The organism is Mesorhizobium sp. M4A.F.Ca.ET.020.02.1.1, from assembly GCF_004022645.1.
Lineage (GTDB): Bacteria > Pseudomonadota > Alphaproteobacteria > Rhizobiales > Rhizobiaceae > Mesorhizobium.
This window is the reverse complement of sequence record NZ_RZOI01000043.1, coordinates 1-18,372: the sequence shown is the minus strand read 5'-3', so window position 1 is coordinate 18,372 and position 18,372 is coordinate 1. Positions and strand designations below refer to the sequence as shown.

18 protein-coding genes and 1 pseudogene are annotated in these 18,372 nt (G+C 63.8%); 11 read left to right on the top strand and 8 right to left on the bottom strand.

The genetic code is table 11. The features are described 5' to 3' along the window. Nucleotides 1-113 precede the first annotated feature (113 nt). The 5 genes and pseudogenes from EN742_RS40200 to EN742_RS05375 all read left to right on the top strand — a co-directional run bounded on the left by EN742_RS40200 (nt 114) and on the right by EN742_RS05375 (nt 6,033). Nucleotides 114-482, top strand: a pseudogene (locus EN742_RS40200) (RcnB family protein). Between the two features lie 136 nt (nt 483-618). Then, entirely contained in the window at nt 619-2,562 is a 1,944-nt protein-coding gene (dnaG, locus tag EN742_RS05390) for a DNA primase (RefSeq protein WP_126058788.1), read from the top strand. A 366-nt stretch (nt 2,563-2,928) separates the two neighbouring features. Beyond that, a complete protein-coding gene (rpoD, locus tag EN742_RS05385) occupies nt 2,929-4,959 on the top strand; it encodes an RNA polymerase sigma factor RpoD (RefSeq protein ID WP_126058789.1) in 2,031 nt (676 codons plus the stop codon). A gap of 217 nt (nt 4,960-5,176) precedes the next feature. Continuing rightward, the gene (locus EN742_RS05380; RefSeq protein WP_126058790.1) at nt 5,177-5,470 is read left to right on the top strand and encodes a GYD domain-containing protein; all 294 of its coding nucleotides are present in this window, start codon (nt 5,177-5,179) and stop codon (nt 5,468-5,470) included. 182 nt (nt 5,471-5,652) lie between these two features. Further along, nucleotides 5,653-6,033 (top strand): DCC1-like thiol-disulfide oxidoreductase family protein, encoded by a 381-nt coding sequence (locus EN742_RS05375; protein WP_126058791.1) that lies wholly within the window; start codon nt 5,653-5,655, stop codon nt 6,031-6,033. A gap of 52 nt (nt 6,034-6,085) precedes the next feature. Here EN742_RS05375 and EN742_RS05370 read toward each other — a convergent pair whose 3' ends face one another. Further along, nucleotides 6,086-6,343, bottom strand: a complete 258-nt coding sequence (locus EN742_RS05370; RefSeq protein WP_126058792.1) for a DUF2798 domain-containing protein — start codon at nt 6,341-6,343, stop codon at nt 6,086-6,088. A 270-nt stretch (nt 6,344-6,613) separates the two neighbouring features. Between EN742_RS05370 and EN742_RS05365 the strand changes: the two genes are divergently transcribed. After that, nucleotides 6,614-7,282, top strand: coding sequence for a PadR family transcriptional regulator (locus tag EN742_RS05365; protein ID WP_126058793.1), 669 nt, complete (start codon nt 6,614-6,616; stop codon nt 7,280-7,282). 92 nt (nt 7,283-7,374) lie between these two features. Here EN742_RS05365 and EN742_RS05360 read toward each other — a convergent pair whose 3' ends face one another. The 3 genes from EN742_RS05360 to EN742_RS39135 are packed head-to-tail and all read right to left on the bottom strand — an operon-like array spanning nt 7,375 to nt 8,351. Beyond that, nucleotides 7,375-7,635, bottom strand: coding sequence for a YiaA/YiaB family inner membrane protein (locus tag EN742_RS05360; RefSeq protein ID WP_126058794.1), 261 nt, complete (start codon nt 7,633-7,635; stop codon nt 7,375-7,377). A 39-nt stretch (nt 7,636-7,674) separates the two neighbouring features. After that, nucleotides 7,675-8,256 carry a PspA/IM30 family protein gene (locus EN742_RS05355; RefSeq protein WP_245482290.1) on the bottom strand — a complete coding sequence of 194 codons (582 nt, stop codon included), beginning with the start codon at nt 8,254-8,256 and terminating at the stop codon, nt 7,675-7,677. Then, nucleotides 8,202-8,351: a hypothetical protein gene (locus tag EN742_RS39135; RefSeq protein WP_245455419.1), complete on the bottom strand. Its 150-nt coding sequence runs from the start codon at nt 8,349-8,351 to the stop codon at nt 8,202-8,204. The genes EN742_RS05355 and EN742_RS39135 overlap by 55 nt, the downstream gene beginning before the upstream one ends. A 162-nt stretch (nt 8,352-8,513) precedes the next feature. On the opposite strand from EN742_RS39135, the gene EN742_RS05350 reads away from it, so the two are divergent. Continuing rightward, nucleotides 8,514-9,155 (top strand): TetR/AcrR family transcriptional regulator, encoded by a 642-nt coding sequence (locus EN742_RS05350; protein ID WP_126058795.1) that lies wholly within the window; start codon nt 8,514-8,516, stop codon nt 9,153-9,155. A gap of 67 nt (nt 9,156-9,222) precedes the next feature. After that, nucleotides 9,223-9,516 (top strand): HlyU family transcriptional regulator, encoded by a 294-nt coding sequence (locus tag EN742_RS05345; RefSeq protein WP_126058796.1) that lies wholly within the window; start codon nt 9,223-9,225, stop codon nt 9,514-9,516. An 11-nt stretch (nt 9,517-9,527) separates the two neighbouring features. Here the strand turns inward: EN742_RS05345 and EN742_RS05340 are convergent, their stop codons facing one another. The 3 genes from EN742_RS05340 to EN742_RS05330 form a co-directional block, all read right to left on the bottom strand. After that, nucleotides 9,528-12,104, bottom strand: a complete 2,577-nt coding sequence (locus EN742_RS05340; RefSeq protein ID WP_128332517.1) for a polynucleotide kinase-phosphatase — start codon at nt 12,102-12,104, stop codon at nt 9,528-9,530. Beyond that, nucleotides 12,101-13,483: a 3' terminal RNA ribose 2'-O-methyltransferase Hen1 gene (locus tag EN742_RS05335; protein WP_126058797.1), complete on the bottom strand. Its 1,383-nt coding sequence runs from the start codon at nt 13,481-13,483 to the stop codon at nt 12,101-12,103. The genes EN742_RS05340 and EN742_RS05335 overlap by 4 nt, the downstream gene beginning before the upstream one ends. Nucleotides 13,484-13,651: 168 nt before the next feature. After that, on the bottom strand, nt 13,652-14,293 hold the full coding sequence (locus EN742_RS05330) for an FMN-dependent NADH-azoreductase (RefSeq protein WP_126058798.1): 642 nt from the start codon (nt 14,291-14,293) through the stop codon (nt 13,652-13,654). Between the two features lie 109 nt (nt 14,294-14,402). Here EN742_RS05330 and EN742_RS05325 point away from each other — a divergent pair, with 109 nt between their 5' ends. Continuing rightward, nucleotides 14,403-15,359 carry a LysR family transcriptional regulator gene (locus EN742_RS05325; RefSeq protein ID WP_126058799.1) on the top strand — a complete coding sequence of 319 codons (957 nt, stop codon included), beginning with the start codon at nt 14,403-14,405 and terminating at the stop codon, nt 15,357-15,359. Here the strand turns inward: EN742_RS05325 and EN742_RS05320 are convergent. Then, nucleotides 15,292-15,918, bottom strand: a complete 627-nt coding sequence (locus EN742_RS05320) for a TetR/AcrR family transcriptional regulator (protein WP_126058800.1) — start codon at nt 15,916-15,918, stop codon at nt 15,292-15,294. The genes EN742_RS05325 and EN742_RS05320 overlap by 68 nt on opposite strands. 66 nt (nt 15,919-15,984) lie before the next feature. Here EN742_RS05320 and EN742_RS05315 point away from each other — a divergent pair, with 66 nt between their 5' ends. Beyond that, nucleotides 15,985-16,410: a VOC family protein gene (locus EN742_RS05315; protein WP_126058801.1), complete on the top strand. Its 426-nt coding sequence runs from the start codon at nt 15,985-15,987 to the stop codon at nt 16,408-16,410. A gap of 291 nt (nt 16,411-16,701) precedes the next feature. Then, nucleotides 16,702-18,372, top strand: a 1,671-nt coding sequence (locus EN742_RS05310) for a patatin-like phospholipase family protein (protein ID WP_210214428.1), incomplete at its 3' end; no start/stop codon positions are given.

The window sequence follows — 18,372 nt, the reverse complement described above, 5'->3', positions numbered from 1 at the left end:
GAATTAGATATCATAAATATAGGAAATCATTATATAATTGTAATTCTACTGTTCAGTTTCGGTTCATCGCCGGCACCCTATCGCTTGCGCATCGACAACCAAGGAGTACCGCCATGAATCGTCTCGTTCTTTCCGCGGTCGCCGCCTCGATTCTGGCCGCTACGTCCGTCTCGGGCCAGGCCGCGCCGCTCAATGCGCCGATCGCGCCGCAGTCGAACTACAACCAGGTCGACTGGCAACAGCCCGGCAAGCACATCGACGTGAGGAAGCGCGTCGTCTAGAAGAAGGTCGTGGTGAAGCGCAGCCATTGGCGCAACGGCCAGAAGTATTCCAGCTGGAAGCGGCACCAGCCGGTCCGCGATTACGGCCGTTTATGGCCTGCGCCGTCCAGGCCCCGGGCAGGAGTGGATCCGCGTCGGCAACGACTATGTGCTGGTCAGCATTCTTTCGGCATCATCTTTGGCGCCTTCGCCGTGCAATAAGCCGGCCAGCACTGGACTTGAAGGAAGGCGGCCGGCGACGGCCGCCTTCCTTCGCCCTGTGGAAACCGGGCATCGTCCGTATTTGGGGTCGTGCGGACCGGCACGCGTGCTTATATGGACGGGAAAAGAGTTTCCGATGCGCTTTCCGCCCGCCTTCCTCGACGAGATCCGCGACCGTGTGCCGATTTCCTCGGTCATCGGCCAGCGCGTCGCGTGGGACAGGAAGAAGACCAATGCGTCGCGCGGCGACTATTGGGCCTGCTGCCCGTTCCATGGCGAGAAGAGCCCGTCCTTCCATTGCGAGGACAAGAAGGGCCGCTACCATTGCTTCGGCTGCTCGGTGTCGGGGGACCACTTCAAGTTCCTGACCGAGCTCGACGGCATGAGCTTTCCCGAGGCGGTCGAGAAGATCGCCGACATGGCCGGCGTGCCGATGCCGGTTCGCGACGAACAGGAGGAACGGCGCGAGAAGGAACGCGCCAGCCTGACGGATGTCATGGAGATGGCGACCGCCTTCTTCCAGGAGCGGTTGCAGGGGCCGGAAGGCGCAAAGGCCCGCGCCTATCTGAGGGAGCGTGGTCTGACCTCGGCGACACAGCAGTCGTTTCGGCTGGGTTATGCGCCGGACAGCCGCAATGCGCTCAAGGAACATCTTGCCGCCAAGGGCGTGCCGAAGGCCGACATCGAGGCCTGTGGGCTGGTGCGGCATGGCGACGACATTCCGGTCTCCTATGACTGGTTCCGCGACCGCATCATGTTCCCGATCCCGGACTCGCGCGGCAAGATCATTGCCTTCGGCGGCCGGGCGCTGGCGCCCGATGCGCTCGCCAAATACATGAACTCGCCGGACACCGAGCTCTTCCACAAGGGCAACGTGCTCTACAATTTCGCCCGCGCCCGCAAGGCTCTCGCCAAGGGCGGCACCGTCATCGCGGTCGAAGGCTATATGGACGTGATCGCGCTGGCGCAGGCCGGCTTCGAGAACGCCGTGGCGCCGCTCGGCACAGCGCTCACCGAAAACCAGCTGGAGCTTCTGTGGCGCATGGCGCCGGAGCCGGTGCTCTGCTTCGACGGCGACAAGGCCGGGCTGAAGGCGGCGTGGCGGGCCGCGGATATGGCGCTGCCGGCCGTCCAACCTGGTCGCTCGGCGCGCTTTGCGCTGCTGCCGGAAGGAAAGGATCCCGACGATCTGGTCAAGGCCGAGGGGCCGGACGCTTTCCGCGCCGTGCTCGCCGACGCGCGGCCGCTGGTCGACCTTTTATGGATGCGCGAGACGGCGGGCGGCGTCTTTGACACCCCCGAGCGGCGGGCGGAACTCGAAAAGACGTTGCGCGAGTTGACCAGTCGCATCCGCGACGAGAGCCTGCGCTATCACTATCAACAGGAGATGCGCGAGAGGGTGCTGAGCTTCTTCGGCTCGCAGCGCGGCCCGCGGCAGGGCCGTCATGATGGCGGTCGACCGGGCGAGCGCGGCCAGGGCAAGGCTGCGGCACCCGGCGGACAATTCGCCAAGGGTGGCGGCGGCCGCATCGCGATCACCGAGAGCCTCGGCCAGTCGGCGCTGGTCAAGCGCGGCGAGGGCATGTCGGTGCGCGAGGCGACGATCATCGTGGCGCTGATCAACCATCCGGCGCTGATCGACGAGAATTTCGCTCACGTCGAATTCCTCGACCTTGCCAACAGCGATCTGAGGCGGCTGCATGCCGCCATCCTCGATGCCATGGCGCATGACATGGCCAATGATCGCGGCGCCGTGATCGCGACGATCGAGCGTGCTGGCTGCGGCGAGGTTTGGGAGCGCGCGGTGGCGCTGATCAAGCGCGCCAGGCAATGGCCGGCGCTGGAGACCGCCGCGCTCGAGGATGCCCGCGATGCCTTCAACCAGGCGCTGCACTTGCAGCGCAGCGCGCGCACCTTACATAGAGAACTGAAACAGGCGCAGGCAGCGCTCGACGCGGATCCATCGGACGAAAATTTCCGGCATCTGGTCGAGATTCAGGCGCAATTCAACGATGTGCAGGCAACGGAAGCGCTGATCGAAGGGTTCGGCGTGTCCTCGGGCAGGGTTGGACGCGTATAGGGTCCAACCTCGTCCAGGGAGCGAAATGGAAATGTCCCCGCGTCGAATCGACGCCTCTAAGTCGGGTAATTGATTCGCTTTTTTCATGCGAATCATGCGAGAGGCGCTTGACCTTCTGGCAGAATGGCGGAATCAGGACGATTCGAAATATTAACCCGTGCCAGGCGTCGACGGGAAAATTGAGCGATGCCGGGTACTGGTCACTGGACGGGCAAAAGGCCTGCCACAGATATCAGGGTTAATCTGGACTTAACGAGAGATGCGGTTACTGGCCCGGTGAAGAGCGTTCTGGTGCGAGCGCATCCGATTTGACCGGCACTGCAGCTTACGCGGCTTCGCTAGAAAGCCGCTTGGAGACGACAAAGAATGGCGACAAAGGAAAAGGAAGAGGTCGAGACCGAACGTGAAGGCGCCACTGATGGCCCTCTGCTCGACCTTTCCGATGATGCTGTCAAGAAGATGATCAAGGCCGCCAAGAAGCGCGGCTACGTCACGATGGACGAGCTGAACTCGGTGCTGCCTTCGGAGGAAGTGACCTCCGAGCAGATCGAGGACACGATGGCGATGCTTTCCGACATGGGCATCAACGTCGTCGAGGACGACGAGCAGGGCGAGGAACCCGAAGGCGGCGACTCTGGCGCCGACGCCGAGGAAGATGCCAATGAGCTCGCCGAGCAGACCGGCACGGCGGTCGCCACCACGACCACCAAGAAGGAGCCGACCGATCGCACCGACGATCCGGTGCGGATGTATCTGCGCGAGATGGGCTCGGTCGAGCTTCTGTCGCGCGAGGGCGAAATCGCCATCGCCAAGCGCATCGAGGCCGGCCGCGAGACGATGATCGCGGGCCTGTGCGAAAGCCCGCTGACCTTCCAGGCCATCATCATCTGGCGCGACGAGCTCAACGAATCGAAGATCCTGCTGCGCGAGATCATCGACCTGGAAGCCACCTATGCCGGGCCGGAAGCCAAGCAGGCGCCGGTGGTCGAGCGGATCGAGGAAGCCCCCAAGGCCGAGGAAAAGCCGCGCGGCCGCGCCGCCGCGCGCGAAGAAGAGGACGACATCACCAATGTCGGCGCCGACACCCGCGGGCTGGAAGAGGACGAGGACGACGAGGACGAGGCGAGCCTGTCGCTGGCGGCGATGGAAGCGGAACTGCGTCCGCAGGTGATGGAGACGCTCGACGTCATCGCCGACACCTACAAGAAGCTCCGCAAGCTGCAGGACCAGCAGGTCGAGAACAGACTGGCCGCCGCCGGCACGCTGTCGCCAAGCCAGGACCGCCGGCTGAAGGAGTTGAAGGACCAGCTGATCAAGGCGGTGAAGTCGCTGTCGCTCAACACGGCGCGCATCGAGGCGCTCGTCGAGCAGCTCTACGACATCAACAAGCGGCTGGTGCAGAACGAAGGCAAGCTGCTGAGGCTCGCCGAGAGCTATGGCGTGCGCCGCGAGGAATTCCTCAAGGAGTACCAGGGCTCCGAGCTCGACCCGAACTGGACGCGCTCGATCGCCAACCTGACCTCGCGCGGCTGGAAGGAATTCACCAAGAACGAGAAGGACGCGATCAAGGACCTGCGCGCCGAGATCCAGAACCTCGCCACCGAAACGGCGATCTCGATCTTGGAATTCCGCAAGATCGTCAACCAGGTGCAGAAGGGTGAGCGGGAAGCCGCCATCGCCAAGAAGGAAATGGTCGAGGCGAACCTTCGCCTCGTCATCTCCATCGCCAAGAAATACACCAACCGCGGCCTGCAGTTCCTCGACCTGATCCAGGAAGGCAATATCGGCCTGATGAAGGCGGTCGATAAGTTCGAATACCGCCGCGGCTACAAGTTCTCGACCTACGCGACATGGTGGATCCGGCAGGCCATCACCCGCTCGATCGCCGACCAGGCGCGCACCATTCGCATTCCGGTGCACATGATCGAGACGATCAACAAGATCGTGCGCACCTCGCGCCAGATGCTGCACGAGATCGGCCGCGAGCCGACGCCGGAGGAACTGGCCGAGAAGCTCGCCATGCCGCTGGAAAAGGTGCGCAAGGTGCTGAAGATCGCCAAGGAGCCGATCTCGCTCGAAACGCCCGTGGGCGACGAGGAGGATTCGCATCTCGGCGACTTCATCGAGGACAAGATGGCGATCCTGCCGATCGATGCGGCGATCCAGGCCAATCTGCGCGAGACGACGACCCGCGTGCTCGCCTCGCTGACGCCGCGCGAGGAACGTGTGCTGCGCATGCGCTTCGGCATCGGCATGAACACCGACCACACGCTGGAAGAGGTCGGCCAGCAGTTCTCGGTCACCCGCGAGCGCATCCGCCAGATCGAAGCCAAGGCGCTGCGCAAGCTCAAGCACCCGAGCCGGAGCAGAAAACTGCGGAGCTTCCTGGATAGCTGATACCGGCTTGGACATATCTTCGAAAGGGCGCCTTTGGCGCCCTTTTTTCGTGGAGACATGGACGATGGCGGCCCAGCGGCAGGCTCTTGCCGCCTCGGTCTTTCAGGCGGATAATTTCCACGTCGGATGCGTTTTCCGGGCGACAAACCGGATGCCCGCCCCGGTGGAAGGTCCGCGACCTTAACGCCGTGCTCCGTGGCGCCGGAGGAGGTGTGCCATGACGACTTACATCATGCTGCTCAACTGGACCGAGCAGGGTGCCAGAAATGTGCGCGAGTCACCGAAGCGGCTCGACGCCGCCAAGAAGCAGCTGGGCGACATGGGTGGATCGTTCAAGGCGTTCTACCTGACCATGGGCGAATGCGACATGGTGGCCGTCGTCGAGGCGCCGGACGATGCGGTGCTCGCGCGCTTCGCGCTGATGCTGGCGGTGGGCGGCAGTGTAAGGACGCGAACCCTGAAGGCATTCCCGGAATTCGCCTATCGCGAGATCATTACCTCACTGGGATGAATCGCGGCCCGGGTGAATCCGGGCTAGTCCTCACCGCATGTTCAAGCGCGGCGTGCCCGAGCGGTTCACACGGCGCGGCTTAGGCTGTTGTCTTATGCATGTCGATGTCCCAAAACCGCTGCGCACTTTTGGGCGACATGCACTGGGGCATTGCCGGATCGTGCGGGAGGTCGCGCCTCGACATGTCCAAGCCATCGCTCACCGTCTGGTACAACACGCGCTGCCCGGTCTGCGATGCCGGCATCAGCAGGCAGAAGCGGCGACTGGTCGAGGCGGTCAAGGCGGGCCGGATCAAGTTCCGTGACATCAATCTCGAGCCGTCGGCGCTTGCCGGATACGGCGCCTCGCTGGAGGATATCCGCCGCCGCCTGCATGCCACCGACGCGGAGGGCAGGCTGCTGGTCGGCGCCGACGTCGCGATCGCGGTGTGGCGGAGAACGCCGGGCGAGGGCTGGCTGGCGGCGCTGCTCGGCAACCCCGTCCTCCTGCCGCTGACACGTCTTGCCTACGATCGCTTCGCCGATCTTCTCTACGTCTGGAACCGGCGCAAGGGCCGCTGGTAGACGAAGGGCTCGCCGATGAGGGGAGGCCCGGATCCGGTCCGGGCCTTGCCGGCTATCTGGAGGCGGGGTCGCACAGCCAGCCGACGATGCGGCGCACCACCGGCAGAACCATGAGCAGCGTCGGAAACGCCACCAGCCAGGAGAGGCCCCAGGCCGTCAGCCAGACGGCCGGCAGGCCCGGCTGAAGCCCAAGGCTCTTCAGCGTCGAGATGAACGAGACGATGAAGGTCATCAACAGCGACAGCACCAGCGGAGTGAGAACAGCGGCATAGCGCGCGGGCAATCTGCCGCGCTTGCGGGTCGTGGTCATTGGGATTTTCCCTGAGGTGTCCGGTCGAGCGCATAGGCATCCGTTGGCCGCTTGCGGCGCAATTGCCCGGAACGACCGGGGATGGATGCGTTGTTTGACGTCAGACGCTTACGGAGCGGTCGTCGACCCTCGCGCGCCTTTTAGCGGCGAGCTTTTGCGAAATCAATCCCGCTGGCGCCATTTTCAGATACATCGTAAGATATATCTTGACTCGAGGAAACGGCGGGCCTAATTGAGATATATCGTAAGACATAACTCAAGGAGCAATCCATGCACAGACATCATCCTTTCGGCGAGCGCGCCGAGCGCGCTTTCCTGCATATGGCCGGCAAGTTCGGCGGTCGCGGCGGCGGTTTCGGTCCGTTCGGGGCGGGCATGCGCGGCGGCGGCCGCGGCGGCCCGGGCGACATGTTCCGCGCCGGGCGCATGCTGGCCGACGGCGATCTCAAGCTGATCACGCTGTCGCTGCTGGCCGAGGCGCCGCGCCACGGCTACGACATCATCAAGGCGCTGGAGGAGCGCACCAGCGGCATCTACAGCCCAAGCCCGGGCGTGGTCTATCCGACGCTGACCTTCCTGGAAGAGGCGGGCTATGCCATCTCCTCGGCGGAGGGCAACAAGAAGGTGTTCTCGATCACCGAGGCCGGACAGGCGCATCTCGACGAGAACCGCGAGATGATCGACCACGTGCTCGACCATCTCGAACGCTTCGGCCGCAAGATGGCCAAGGCGCGCGACTGGTTCGGCTGGAACGACGACGGCGAGGAGGGCGGCCGGCATCGCGGGCGCCACGAAAAGCGCGATGCGTTCCGTGCCGTGCGCCACCGGCTGCGCGCGGCGCTCAGCGAAATCGTCGATGCGCCGGAAGACAAGCAGGCGCAGGCGATGAGCATCCTGGAAGATGCCGCCGCGGCGCTTGAAGCGCTGTCGCGCCGCTGAAGCCGCCAGCAACCCACGCAAAAAAAAGCCCGGAAGATCCGGGCTTTTTTCGTTGCTGGAGCCGCACGTATCTGGGACGTGCCTGCCGGCGGTCATTCCTTGCCGACATATTCGCTGATCAGCTTTTCGTTGCGCGCCTTTTCGATCTTGGCAGTCGTCTCGGCGGCGACGCGCTCGTCGGTGCGGTATTTGACGAGGTTGACCAGGCTGCCGGTGAGCAAGAGCACGCCCATGCCCCAATAGCCCTTGGTCGACAGGTCGACCGGAGCGAGCCACAGCGACAGGCCAAGCATGAAATAGGCGATGCCGACCGAGATGGTGTTGAACATGATGTAGGTCTGATTGGCGTTCATTGTCGTTGTCCCTTTGGTTGGTGAGGTAGGTTTCGTGGATCAGTGCGTGGATTTCAGGCGCTCGAGCACGTCCTGTGCCCGGACCTTGGTCGAGGGGCCGTGGCCTGCCTCCTCCAGCTTGCCGCGGATGGCTTCCTGGCTGAGGCCGGCATCGATCTCGTCGAGGATGCTGGCTTCCTCGAACGGGTCGCCGCGCTCCCGGATGCGGGCGAGCAGCGCCTCTGCCTCGTTGAGGCTGGCCGTCCGGCCGATGGAACGGTTGAGGCGTCGCTGCGCCTTCTGCTCGGCGTCGATGGCGCGCGCCGAGATCATGCCCTGGTTGAGGTCGACGATGCGTCGGTGCGCCTGTTCCAGCGACAGGCGCATGCGCAAGGTATTCTCGGTCAGGCTGCGCACGGTGGTGCGGCGGCCCTCGCGTTCGTTCTCCAGTTCGGCGATGGCGGAAGCGCCATCGTGGGCGAGGGCCTCGGCTCCCGCGGCAAGGGCGCTGCGGGTGCGCGTCTCCAGATCGGCGATGCGGCGGTCGAGTTGGTCGAGGCTGGCCTGTTCGGCGCGCTGACGCACGATCAGCGAGGCGAGCGTCTGCTTGGCGCAGGCGAGGCCGGCTTCGGCATCGCGGATGTGCTGGGCGAGAGGTCGACGGCGAACTGGTCCTTCAGCCGGTCCTCGGCCTTGGCGCCGGCGCCGTCCAGCAATGTCCTGATAAGACTGAGCATTTGTTCGTTCTCCCTTTATGAACGTTGTTCACAAAAGGAATGTAGCAGAAGATGAACATTGTTCAAGATGTTTTTTGAACGCTGTTCATGCAGAATGGATTATGGTAAACCGGCATCCGTTGCCGCGCCCGAGAGGCGGCGGAGATGATGCGGAGACAAGGTTTGGCACTGGACAAGGAAGAGATGAGCGAGCGCGTCATCGCCATCGCGGAGAATCTGATCGAAGCCGGCGGGGCGGAGAACCTGAAGGCCAGGACCATCGCCACCGAGGCCGGCATCGCGGTCGGTTCCATATACAATCTGTTCCGGGATATCGACGACCTGCATCGCGCCGTGAACATGCGGCTGCTCGATCGGCTGGGTGAAGCCGGCGCCGCAGCGATGGCCGAACTCAAAAAGGCGGGGGTGACCGACACGCGGCAATGCCTGCTGGCGCTGGCGCGCGCCTATGCCGGCTTCGTGGAGGCGCATCCGGCGAGCTGGCCGGCCTTGCTTGCCTTCAACCGCCGCCAGCCGGCGCATGCGGAGCCGGACGCCTATGAGGCGCGGCTCAGCGAACTGCTGCAGATCATCGCCAGGGTGCTCGCCGACGGCCGCTTCGGCCTCGACGAAAACCGCCTGCGGATCGCCGCCCGCACCTTGTGGTCAAGCGTGCATGGCATCGTCACCAGCGGCTATGCCGCGAATTCCGCCGGGCGCCAGGCGGACGAGACTTGGGAGCAGATCGAGCTCCTGGTCGCCGTCTTCATCAAGGGGCTGGAACGGGGCGGGACATTGGATCATGCTGGCGCGGCACCGTCGTGACGCCTAAATGCGATAATGAGAACCGGCGCAGGCATTTTGCGCCGAGGTGAAAGTGGAGATTTGAACCATGTCTTTTCTGAAAAAGCTTTTCGGCGGTGGCGGCGGCGATGCGGGCGAACCCAAGAACGCGGCGCCGGCAAAGCAGGTCGAGCACAAGGGTTTCCTGATCAGCGCCACGCCCTACAAGGCCGACGGCCAGTACCAGACCTGCGGCGTGGTCTCGAAGGAAATCGACGGCGTGACGAAGGAACACCGTTTCATCCGCGCCGACCGTTTCGCCGGCCTGGACGATGCCGTCGACATCTCGATCAAGAAAGGCATCCAACTGGTCGACGAGCAGGGCGAGCGAATCTTCGGCTAGGACTATCATTGCTACAGCCTTGGGTCGATCGGCTCGCTTTCCAGTGCCAGCACGCCGAACACACACTCGTGTACCCGCCGCAGCGGTTCCTGTGCCACAAACCGCTTCAGCGCCTCGTGACCGAGAGCGAACTCCCTGTGCGCCAGACTGCGCTTGCCGCCCAGCCCACGTTCCCGCAGGCGAACGAGGTTATCCTGCGCATCGTATTCGGGGCCGTAGATGATGCGCAGATACTCCCGGCCGCGCACCTTCAACGCCGGCTGGATCAGCCCCTTTTTGCCGCGGCTCACGAAGTCGCGCGGCTTGACGACCATGCCTTCCCCGCCCGAACCGGTCAGCGCCTCCCACCAAGCGATCGTTTCCGCGCACGCATTGGCGTCGGCCAGATCGAGCGTACGCCACCGCGTGCCGGTCACCACGCCATCGTCGGCAGTCAGACGGGCCGCAAGCGTCATGTGCCAGACGTGGTCCTTGTCGAACCAGACATGTCCTTCGCTGGCGAGTAGGTGGAACGGCGCGACCTTCAGGTCGTCGATGCCAGTGACCGGCCATACGTAGGGTGCCCAGGCGGTGGCGTATTTGGTCGCGCGCGCGGCCCGGTCATCGAACCGGGCATTCAGGCCGGCGGCATCGACGCCGCGCGCCAATGCCCGGGCCAACGCCTCGCGGCTCGCCTGGAAGCCGGCGGCCGAGGAGGTCGCCACCGGCGCATACTGGCTTTCGATCAGGCTGCCGGCTTTGGCCGACCAGGGCATTATCTCGGCGTCCAGCAGCAGCCAGTCACTGCTCAGTTCGTTCCACAGGTCCGCCGCATCGACGCTCGCGCGAAGACGGGCGAGCAGGCCTTCCGTCGTGGCGGTATCCTTGAAAAAGGAGCGCCCCGTCCGGGTCCAGATCGCGCCGGTCTCGTTTCCTGACACACCGAAGCGCTCGCGCGCCGCCCTTGCGTTCCGGCACAACGCGATGACGGCTCGCGAACCCATATGCTTTTCCTCGCACACGACCTGAGCGACGCCACGTTCGCGAAAATGAGCGAAGGCTTCCTCTGGGCGCTCGAGCCAGTCGCTTTGGTTGCTGGTCTCGGACGGCGACATCGTTGGCGGCAGATACACCAGCCATTGCGGCGCCAGCGCGAAGCGGCTCATCACTTCCAGTGCCGCCGCCGCGTTCTCTTCGGCCACGACGATCCGGCCCCTTAGTTCGGTCTCGATCCAGCGGCGACCCGAGACGTCCTGATAGTCGAGCACGCCGTCGGCGTCGGCCTGGGCCGATTTGCCGGGATCGGATCCACCCAAAGGACGTATCGGTTCGGACCAGACCTGGATTGCCGGCACCTCGACAAGTTCGCGCTCCGGCCAGCGCAAGGCCGTCAGCTTGCCGCCGAAAACGCAGCCGGTGTCGATGCACAGGGTGTTGTTGAGCCATTCCGCCGACAGCATCGGCGTATGCCCGTAGATCACGGCCGTCTTGCCGCGATAGGCTGTGGCCCAGTCGGCGCGGACGGGCAGGCCGAATTCATCGATCTCGCCCGTGGTCTCGCCATAAAGGGCGAATTCGCGCACGGCGCCCGAACCACGTCCGATCATCTCTTCCTTGAGGCCGGCGTGGGCAACCGCCAGGCGTCCACCGTCCAGCCAGACGTGGCTGCGCAGACCGTCAAGGAAAGCCGGCAGAGCCTCTCGGAGGCCGCGATCCTGAGCATCCAACTGGTCGATGGTTTGCTGCAGGCCGTGGGCGACCGTGACCTTGCGGCCTTCCAGCCAGCGGCCGAGCTTGCGTTCGTGATTGCCCTGGACACAGTAGGCAGTGCCGGCCGCCACCATGCCCATGACGATGCGCAGCGCGTCGGGCGAGTTGGGACCGCGATCGACGATATCTCCGACAAAGACGGCCTTGCGTCCCTCCGGCGGGGTGACGACGACCGTTCGGTCGCCGCGATCCTCGGACCAGGCGACGCTGTAGCCGAGTTGGCCAAGCAGGGTCTGAAGTTCGTCGGCGCAGCCGTGGATGTCGCCAATGATGTCGAACGGACCGGAGTCGTCCCGCTTGTCGGTCCACAGCGGTTGGCGCGAGACCTTGGCGGCATCGACGCTGGCCTCGCTGCCAAGCTTCCAGACCTGGCGGAAGCCCTCGCGTTGCAGGCCGCCAAGACCCTTGCGGATCTCGGTCGTCATGCGTTGGGCCACACCGGCGCCGAATTGTCGGTCAGGTCGCGCTGCATTGCGCGCGATGCAGACGTCGACGCCTGGATCGATGACGACGGCGACTGGTAGAGCATGCCACTTGCGCGCCAATTCGATCCACGCCTTGCGGTCGGCTGCGCGCACGTTGGTGGCGTCGACAACTGCCAGCTTGCGATGCTTGAGTCGTTTGCCAACGATCTCGCGCATCAACTCGAAGGCGTCCGCCGAAACGTCCTGATTGGTCTCGTCGTCGGACACAAGCGCGCGGCAGCGATCCGAGGAGATGACTTCGGTCGGCAGGAAGTGCTTGGCGGCAAAGCTCGATTTGCCCGATCCGGTCGAGCCGATCAGCACCACCAGCGAGAAATCGGGAAGGGCGAGGTCGGTCTTGTCGGGCTCTCTCACCGCGTGAACACCGCCATTTGCGTGGGCGCGCCCAGGACGGCGTCAACAGCCCCGATACCGCTGAAGGCGGCGGCATAGCCATAGATCTTACCGATTTTGTCAGCCCAGGCTTCGAACTGCGCCCGGCTCCATTCGAAGCGATGGTCCGGGTGGCGGAAGTTGCCCGGGGCCAGGTTCGGAAACAGTGCGTTGTACTCCGCATTCGGAGTGGTGACGATCACGGATTTTGGCGCCGTCTCGCCAAAAACGATGCGTTCGATCAAGGGCAGCCTGTCTTGGTCGAGGTGCTCGATGACCTCGACCAGCACGGCGACGTCGGCCTCGGCCCAGCGGCCGTCTCGGTATGTCAGCGATCCATGCAACAGCGTGACCCGACCTTCGGGCGGTCCACCGAACTCGTTCAGCTTGAGACGCTTCGCAGCCCATTCCAGTTCGCGCACTGCGGGGTCGAGCCCGAACAGCTTGTGGACCCATCGCTCGCGCACGAGGCGATAGAGCAGCTTGCCTTCGCCGCATCCCAGATCGGCGATGACGGTTCCGCCGGTCGCCCGAATGGCATCGACCACCGCGTCCATGCGCAGGTCGTTCAGCCGAATAGGCACCTCCAGCGCTTCCTCGGGCGCGTCCCTGACTTCGGGGGGCAGTGCCTCGTCGGCCGTCTCGGGAGCGAGCCGCTCCAGGGCGATGCGGGCCAACGCACCGCGATTGCGCAGATAGCGGCGCACGATCAGGTCTTTGGCGGGATGGTTTTCCAGCCAGCCTTCACCCTTTGACAGCAGCTTGTCGATCTCGGCCTCGCCGACCCAGTAGTGCTTTGCGTCGTCCAACACAGGGATCAGGACATAGAGGTGGTTCAGCAAGCCGCTCAGCCGGCCTGTCCCGGTCAGCTTGAGATGACCGTATCGCCATTTGCCTGCCCGATGCCCGACATTCTCGATCGGCGTCAGATCGACGGTCCACCCCAAGGGCTCGAACAGGTCTCGAACCAGAGCCTCGCCCGCATGCATCGGCAGCGGTGTCACCACGGCCTCCAGCGGCAGCGCACTTTCGGCCAGTTCCTGGCGCTCCTTTGAAATGCCGGTCATCGCGGTCCGCAGCATTTTGTTGAGCGCCACCGACAGGAAGGACGATGCCGCATATGGCCTGTCGTTTACATACTGGTCCAGCAGGCCTTCCGCCTGGCCCTTGCCCCGTACGAGCCCGATCGGGTCGACATCGAGGAGAAGTGCGGCCTCGCAACGCTCCTCGGTTGCCTCGGGATAGAACAACCACGCCTTTCCGAAAGCGAGCTCAGTCTCGTGCAGACGATCGGGATGCTTGTGCAGCAAGAAACCGAGGTCTGTGGCCGGACCATGTGTTGTAGCAACGGACAGGAACATCAGCGACCGATAGCGCAGACCGGCAGAATAACCAATGGCGTTGCACGGCTATCTACTGAATCTGGACTGGGCGCAATGCCCTGGCCGAATGAGCAGGCACCACGGGCAAAAAAGGCAGGCGCCGCGCTGGCGCCTGCCTTTTTGCTTCGGTCGGGATGGCGTCGTGCGTTACGCCGCTGCCGCAACCTGCTTGCCGGCGGTTCCGGCCACCACCGCGTTGACCTTGGCAGACGCCTTGGCGATCGCGGCATCAACGGCGTCCGGGCCCATGCCGACGCCTTCGATGCGGATGACGTCGACATCGGTCATGCCGAGGAAGCCGAGCACGCCACGCAGATAGGGGATGGCGTGATCCATCTGCACGGCCGCGCCCTCGGAATAGATGCCGCCGGAAGCGAGCACGATATAGACCTTCTTGCCGTTGACGAGACCCTTCGGCCCGCCTTCGCCGTAGGAGAAGGTCTTTCCCGAACGGGCGACGTGATCGACCCACGACTTCAGGGTCGAGGAGATGCCGAAGTTGATGAAGCCGGTGGCGAGGATGATGGTGTCGGCGGCGAACAGCTCGTCGAGCACCGCGTCGGAGACGCCGACGACTTCGGCCTGGCGCTGGCTGCGCGCCTCGGCGGGCGTGTTGATGCCGGTCGAATAGTCGGGATCGATATGCGGCAGCGGATTGGCGACGAGATCGCGCACGACAAGCGTGTTCGACGGATCGGCGGCAAGCAGCTTGTTGGCAAGCTCGGTGGCGATGCGGGTCGAGTGCGAGGCGGCGCCGCGCGGGCTCGAGGTGACAAGAAGAATGGACATTGCGGGGCTCTCCAGTGGGATTGAACTGTCCCGCTGAATATGGGTCGCTCGACTCATTCGAAAAACTGGTATATTTTCTATACGATCCATCCACAAAATAGATATAACGATGCAGCCCAATCCGACGCTCGACCAGTTGCAGATCCTGGTGGCGGTTGCCGACACCGGCAGTTTCTCGGCCGCCGGCCGCAAGCTGAACCGGGCGCAATCCGTCATCAGCTATGGTATCGCCAACCTGGAGGCGCAGCTTGGGCTGAAACTGTTCGAGCGCGAGGGGACGCGCGAACCGCAACTGACCGATGTCGGACGGGCGATGCTCGAAGATGCGCGGCGCATGATCGGCGTGCTGCAGCGGATGCGCTCGCGGGTCGACGGCCATCATCAGGGACTGGAGGCCGAAGTTGCGCTGTCGGTCGATGCGGCGCTGCCGTCGCCGGTGCTGGTGCGGGTGCTGAAGGCGTTCGAGGCGCAGTTTCCGACCGTGATGCTGCGCCTGCATATCGGCACGCTTGGCGTCATTCCCGATCATGTGCTCAGCGGGCAGGCCGACCTCGGTATCGGCGGCATGCTGGGCGAGGTCGACGTCCACCTCGTGCGCATCGGCTTCATGTCGATCGTGCTGGCCGCCGCGCCCAGCCATCCACTGGCGCTGCTGCCGAAGCCTGTGACGCTCGAGGATGCGCGCGAACATACGCAGCTCGTCGTCACCGACCAGTCCGAGCGCACCAAGGGACGCGATTTCGGCGTCTTCGCCTACCGCACATGGCGGCTGACCGACATGCGCACCAAGCATATGCTGATGCGGGAGGGGCTTGGCTGGGGAGGCCTGCCGCGCTGGCTGATCGCCGACGATCTGGCAAGCGGCAGGCTGGTGGAGCTCGACCTCGAGGTCTTCAGGGAGGCGCGTTCGCCGCTTTTTGCCATGCATCGCAATGACAGCAGCCCGAAGCCGGCTGCGGCCTGGCTGATCGACCGGTTCAAACGAGGGCTCGGCTGCTTCAACGAGATGGAGCCGGGCGTGTGGACCGAGGAGGAGCCGGAGACAGACCGTCGATCAGCGCCATGAGCACGGCGCGGTAGTCGCCGCTCGATGCTCCCGCTTCGACGGCAAGCGCGGCGCGGTCGAAGGCAGCGGCGAGCAATGCGGTCAGCGGCTCGATTGGCAGTCTTGCCATGGACTGCTCGCGCATCGCCGCGACGAGGCCTTCGCGCAGCGAACGGTTGCCATGGCGGTTGTCGATCTCATCCATGGCGGATCGGCCGAGCACGGCAGGCCCGTCCAGCAGCAGCAGCCGAGTGCGGCCCGGCGCCCGCATCGCCGCCAGATAGGCGTCCGAGCCGGCGATCAGCGCGTCGCGGGCAGGGAGCGAGGCGGGCGAGGCGCGCTCGACCTCTTCGGCCACCGCGGCAGCCTCCTGCTCGACCACGGCGGCAAACAGCGCCTGCTTGTCGGCGAAATGGTGATAGAGCGCGCCGCGGGTGACGCCGGCGGCGGCGACGATCTCCGGCGTGCCGGTCTCGGCATAGGACTTTTCGGTGAACAGTTTTCGCGCGGCGTCGATCAGGTCGGCGCGCGTCGCCTCGGTGCGATCGCGATTGGAGCGGCGCGCGGATTCTCGTTGCATACATGCAGCCTGTATGTTAATTGCATTTACATGCAGACTGTATGTTGTTTGACGGGAGAAGGAAAGATGAAGACGACGAGCTACTATCCGGTGCTGATGACAGGCGACGTCGCCGGTACGAAAGAATTTTATGTCGAGCATTTCGCCTTCAAGCCGCTGTTCGAGAGCGACTGGTATGTGCATCTGCAGTCGACCGAGGACCGCCGGGTCAATCTCGGCATCGTGCACGGCGACCACGAAACGATCCCGGAGGAAGGACGGGGCCGCACATCAGGTTTGCTGATCAATTTCGAGGTTGGCGACCCCGACGCGGTCTATGAGCGTGTCGTGGCGGCCGGCCTTCCGATCCTTCGCTCGCTACGCGATGAACCGTTCGGCCAGCGCCATTTCATCACCAGCGACCCGAACGGCGTGCTGATCGACGTGATCAAGCCGATCCCATTGAGCCCGGAATTTCAGGCGCAGTTTGTGCAGGAAGTGGAGGGCGGCTGAATGGGGATAGCGGGAAAGCAGGCGCGTTGCGGGCTCCGCCGCCTGAGCGAACGTCTTGCCCCACAAGTGATGAACCATAGTCAGCGCGCTGATCTTCTCCCATCTGCGAAGCAAGGCGCCTGATGCCGTCAAAATCGCTTGTGATTTTCAAGTTACGGATGATCTTGGTGACGGATTCACTTTCCAGACGGCGCTAATCCTTGCGAAAATGCTTGTGGCCTGTTGTATTGATCAGCAATAGCGGTGTCGGGGACAGCTATGGCCGGTCAAGGAGAGAAATCCGATTCTATCTTGTATACCGACGAATTCGAGACGGTTCTGCGATCAGAGTATGACGCCATCCTCGCTCGCCGCAAGGCGCTTGGCGTGGATGCTTCGAAAGATGCTGGGGGTGGCAAGCCCGATTCCGTTGCCAAGGGTGATCCGGCCTGGCTGTTTGGCGTGGCGCTTTCGGGTGGCGGGATAAGATCGGCTTCGTTCTGCCTCGGCGCGCTTCAGGCACTCGACCAGTACAAGCTCATACCGCGGATCGACTATCTGTCGACGGTATCGGGCGGCGGCTACATCGGATCGGCGATGATCGCCGACATGACGCGCCAGGAACTCGAGCAAGCGAAAAGTCTGGAACTCGATCCAGCGAAGAAAAGCGAGGACGGGCCGCTCGATTTTCCCTTCGCCTCGGGCGACGACGTGCGCGACAACGCGTTGGTCGGCCACATCCGCGACAACAGCCGTTTCCTGGCGCCGCGCGGCTTCCAGGATATCACGCTGTCGATCGGCATTCTGATGCGCGGCTGGATGGTCAATGTCCTGCTGTTGCTGACGCTGATCCTGCCGTTGGCGACATTCGTCATCCTGACCAACCCGACCACCGATCATCTCGGGCACAGCATCGTGCTCGACGTCGCCAACTGGCTCTTCGGCGACGATTGGGGCAAGGCGGGATGGGCCGCCAGCCTGCGATCGCTGGTGGCCAACCCGTTCGTGCTCTCGCGGTCGATGATGGTGGTTCTCGCCGTCTGGCTGGTCGTCTGGGGATTGCGACGGTCCTATACCGACAGCTATGCCTTTGCGCGCAAAGGCGAGCGCCTGGAACAGGACAGTAGATGGGCCAAGGGCGGTCGCACCCTGCTGCTGGTCACCGCCGGCCTGCTCCTGATTGAAATTCAGCCCAAGATAATTCTGTGGCTGATCGAGGTGACCTCTCCGAAGGCTGGTCATCGGCAGACGACAATGGAGACGCTCAAGGCGCTGATCACGGCGGCGGCGGCCATCGTCACAGCCACCGCCGCCTTCAGGGGCATTCTGATTTCCTGGCTGCAGAAGGCCCTGAATTCGCCGGGGATCGGACACCAGCTGCGCGGCTATCTGGCGCGCGCGGCGTTTCTCGCACTCGGTCTCGCCCTGCCCCTGCTGATCTACGGCTTCTTTCTGTTGATCACGATCTGGGGCATCAAGATCTTTTCGCCGATCACGATCTGGGGCTTCGACGTGTCGTGGCTGTTTGGCCGCGACAGCGGCTATGCCTACGGTCCAGCCTGGCTGACGGCCGACAATCGCGTCCTGTTCACGATCCTTGTCATATCGATGGCGCTGTTTCTGGCGGCGCGAACCTTTGTGGTTCGTTATCTCGCGGACGATCTGGCCCCCGGCCGGCTCAGTGGCTTCTTTGGCGCGATGAGGCATGACTATAGCGGATCGGTGGTCATCAAGGTGCTGCTGCTTATTGCATGCTCAGCCATTTTCGCCGTGGCAGCCAGGATGGCGAAAGGTGTCTGGCAGCATGACGAATCCACCGTACTGCTCAACTATTTGGCCATCAGCGCCATCGTCACATTTGTGGCCTTCAACTTCACCGAGAACGCCAATGGGTTGCACCGCCTTTACCGCGACCGGCTTCGGCAGGCATTTCGCCTCGGCGGCAGCGAAGATCAGGCCGACATCGCTCTGGATGCCCTCGGC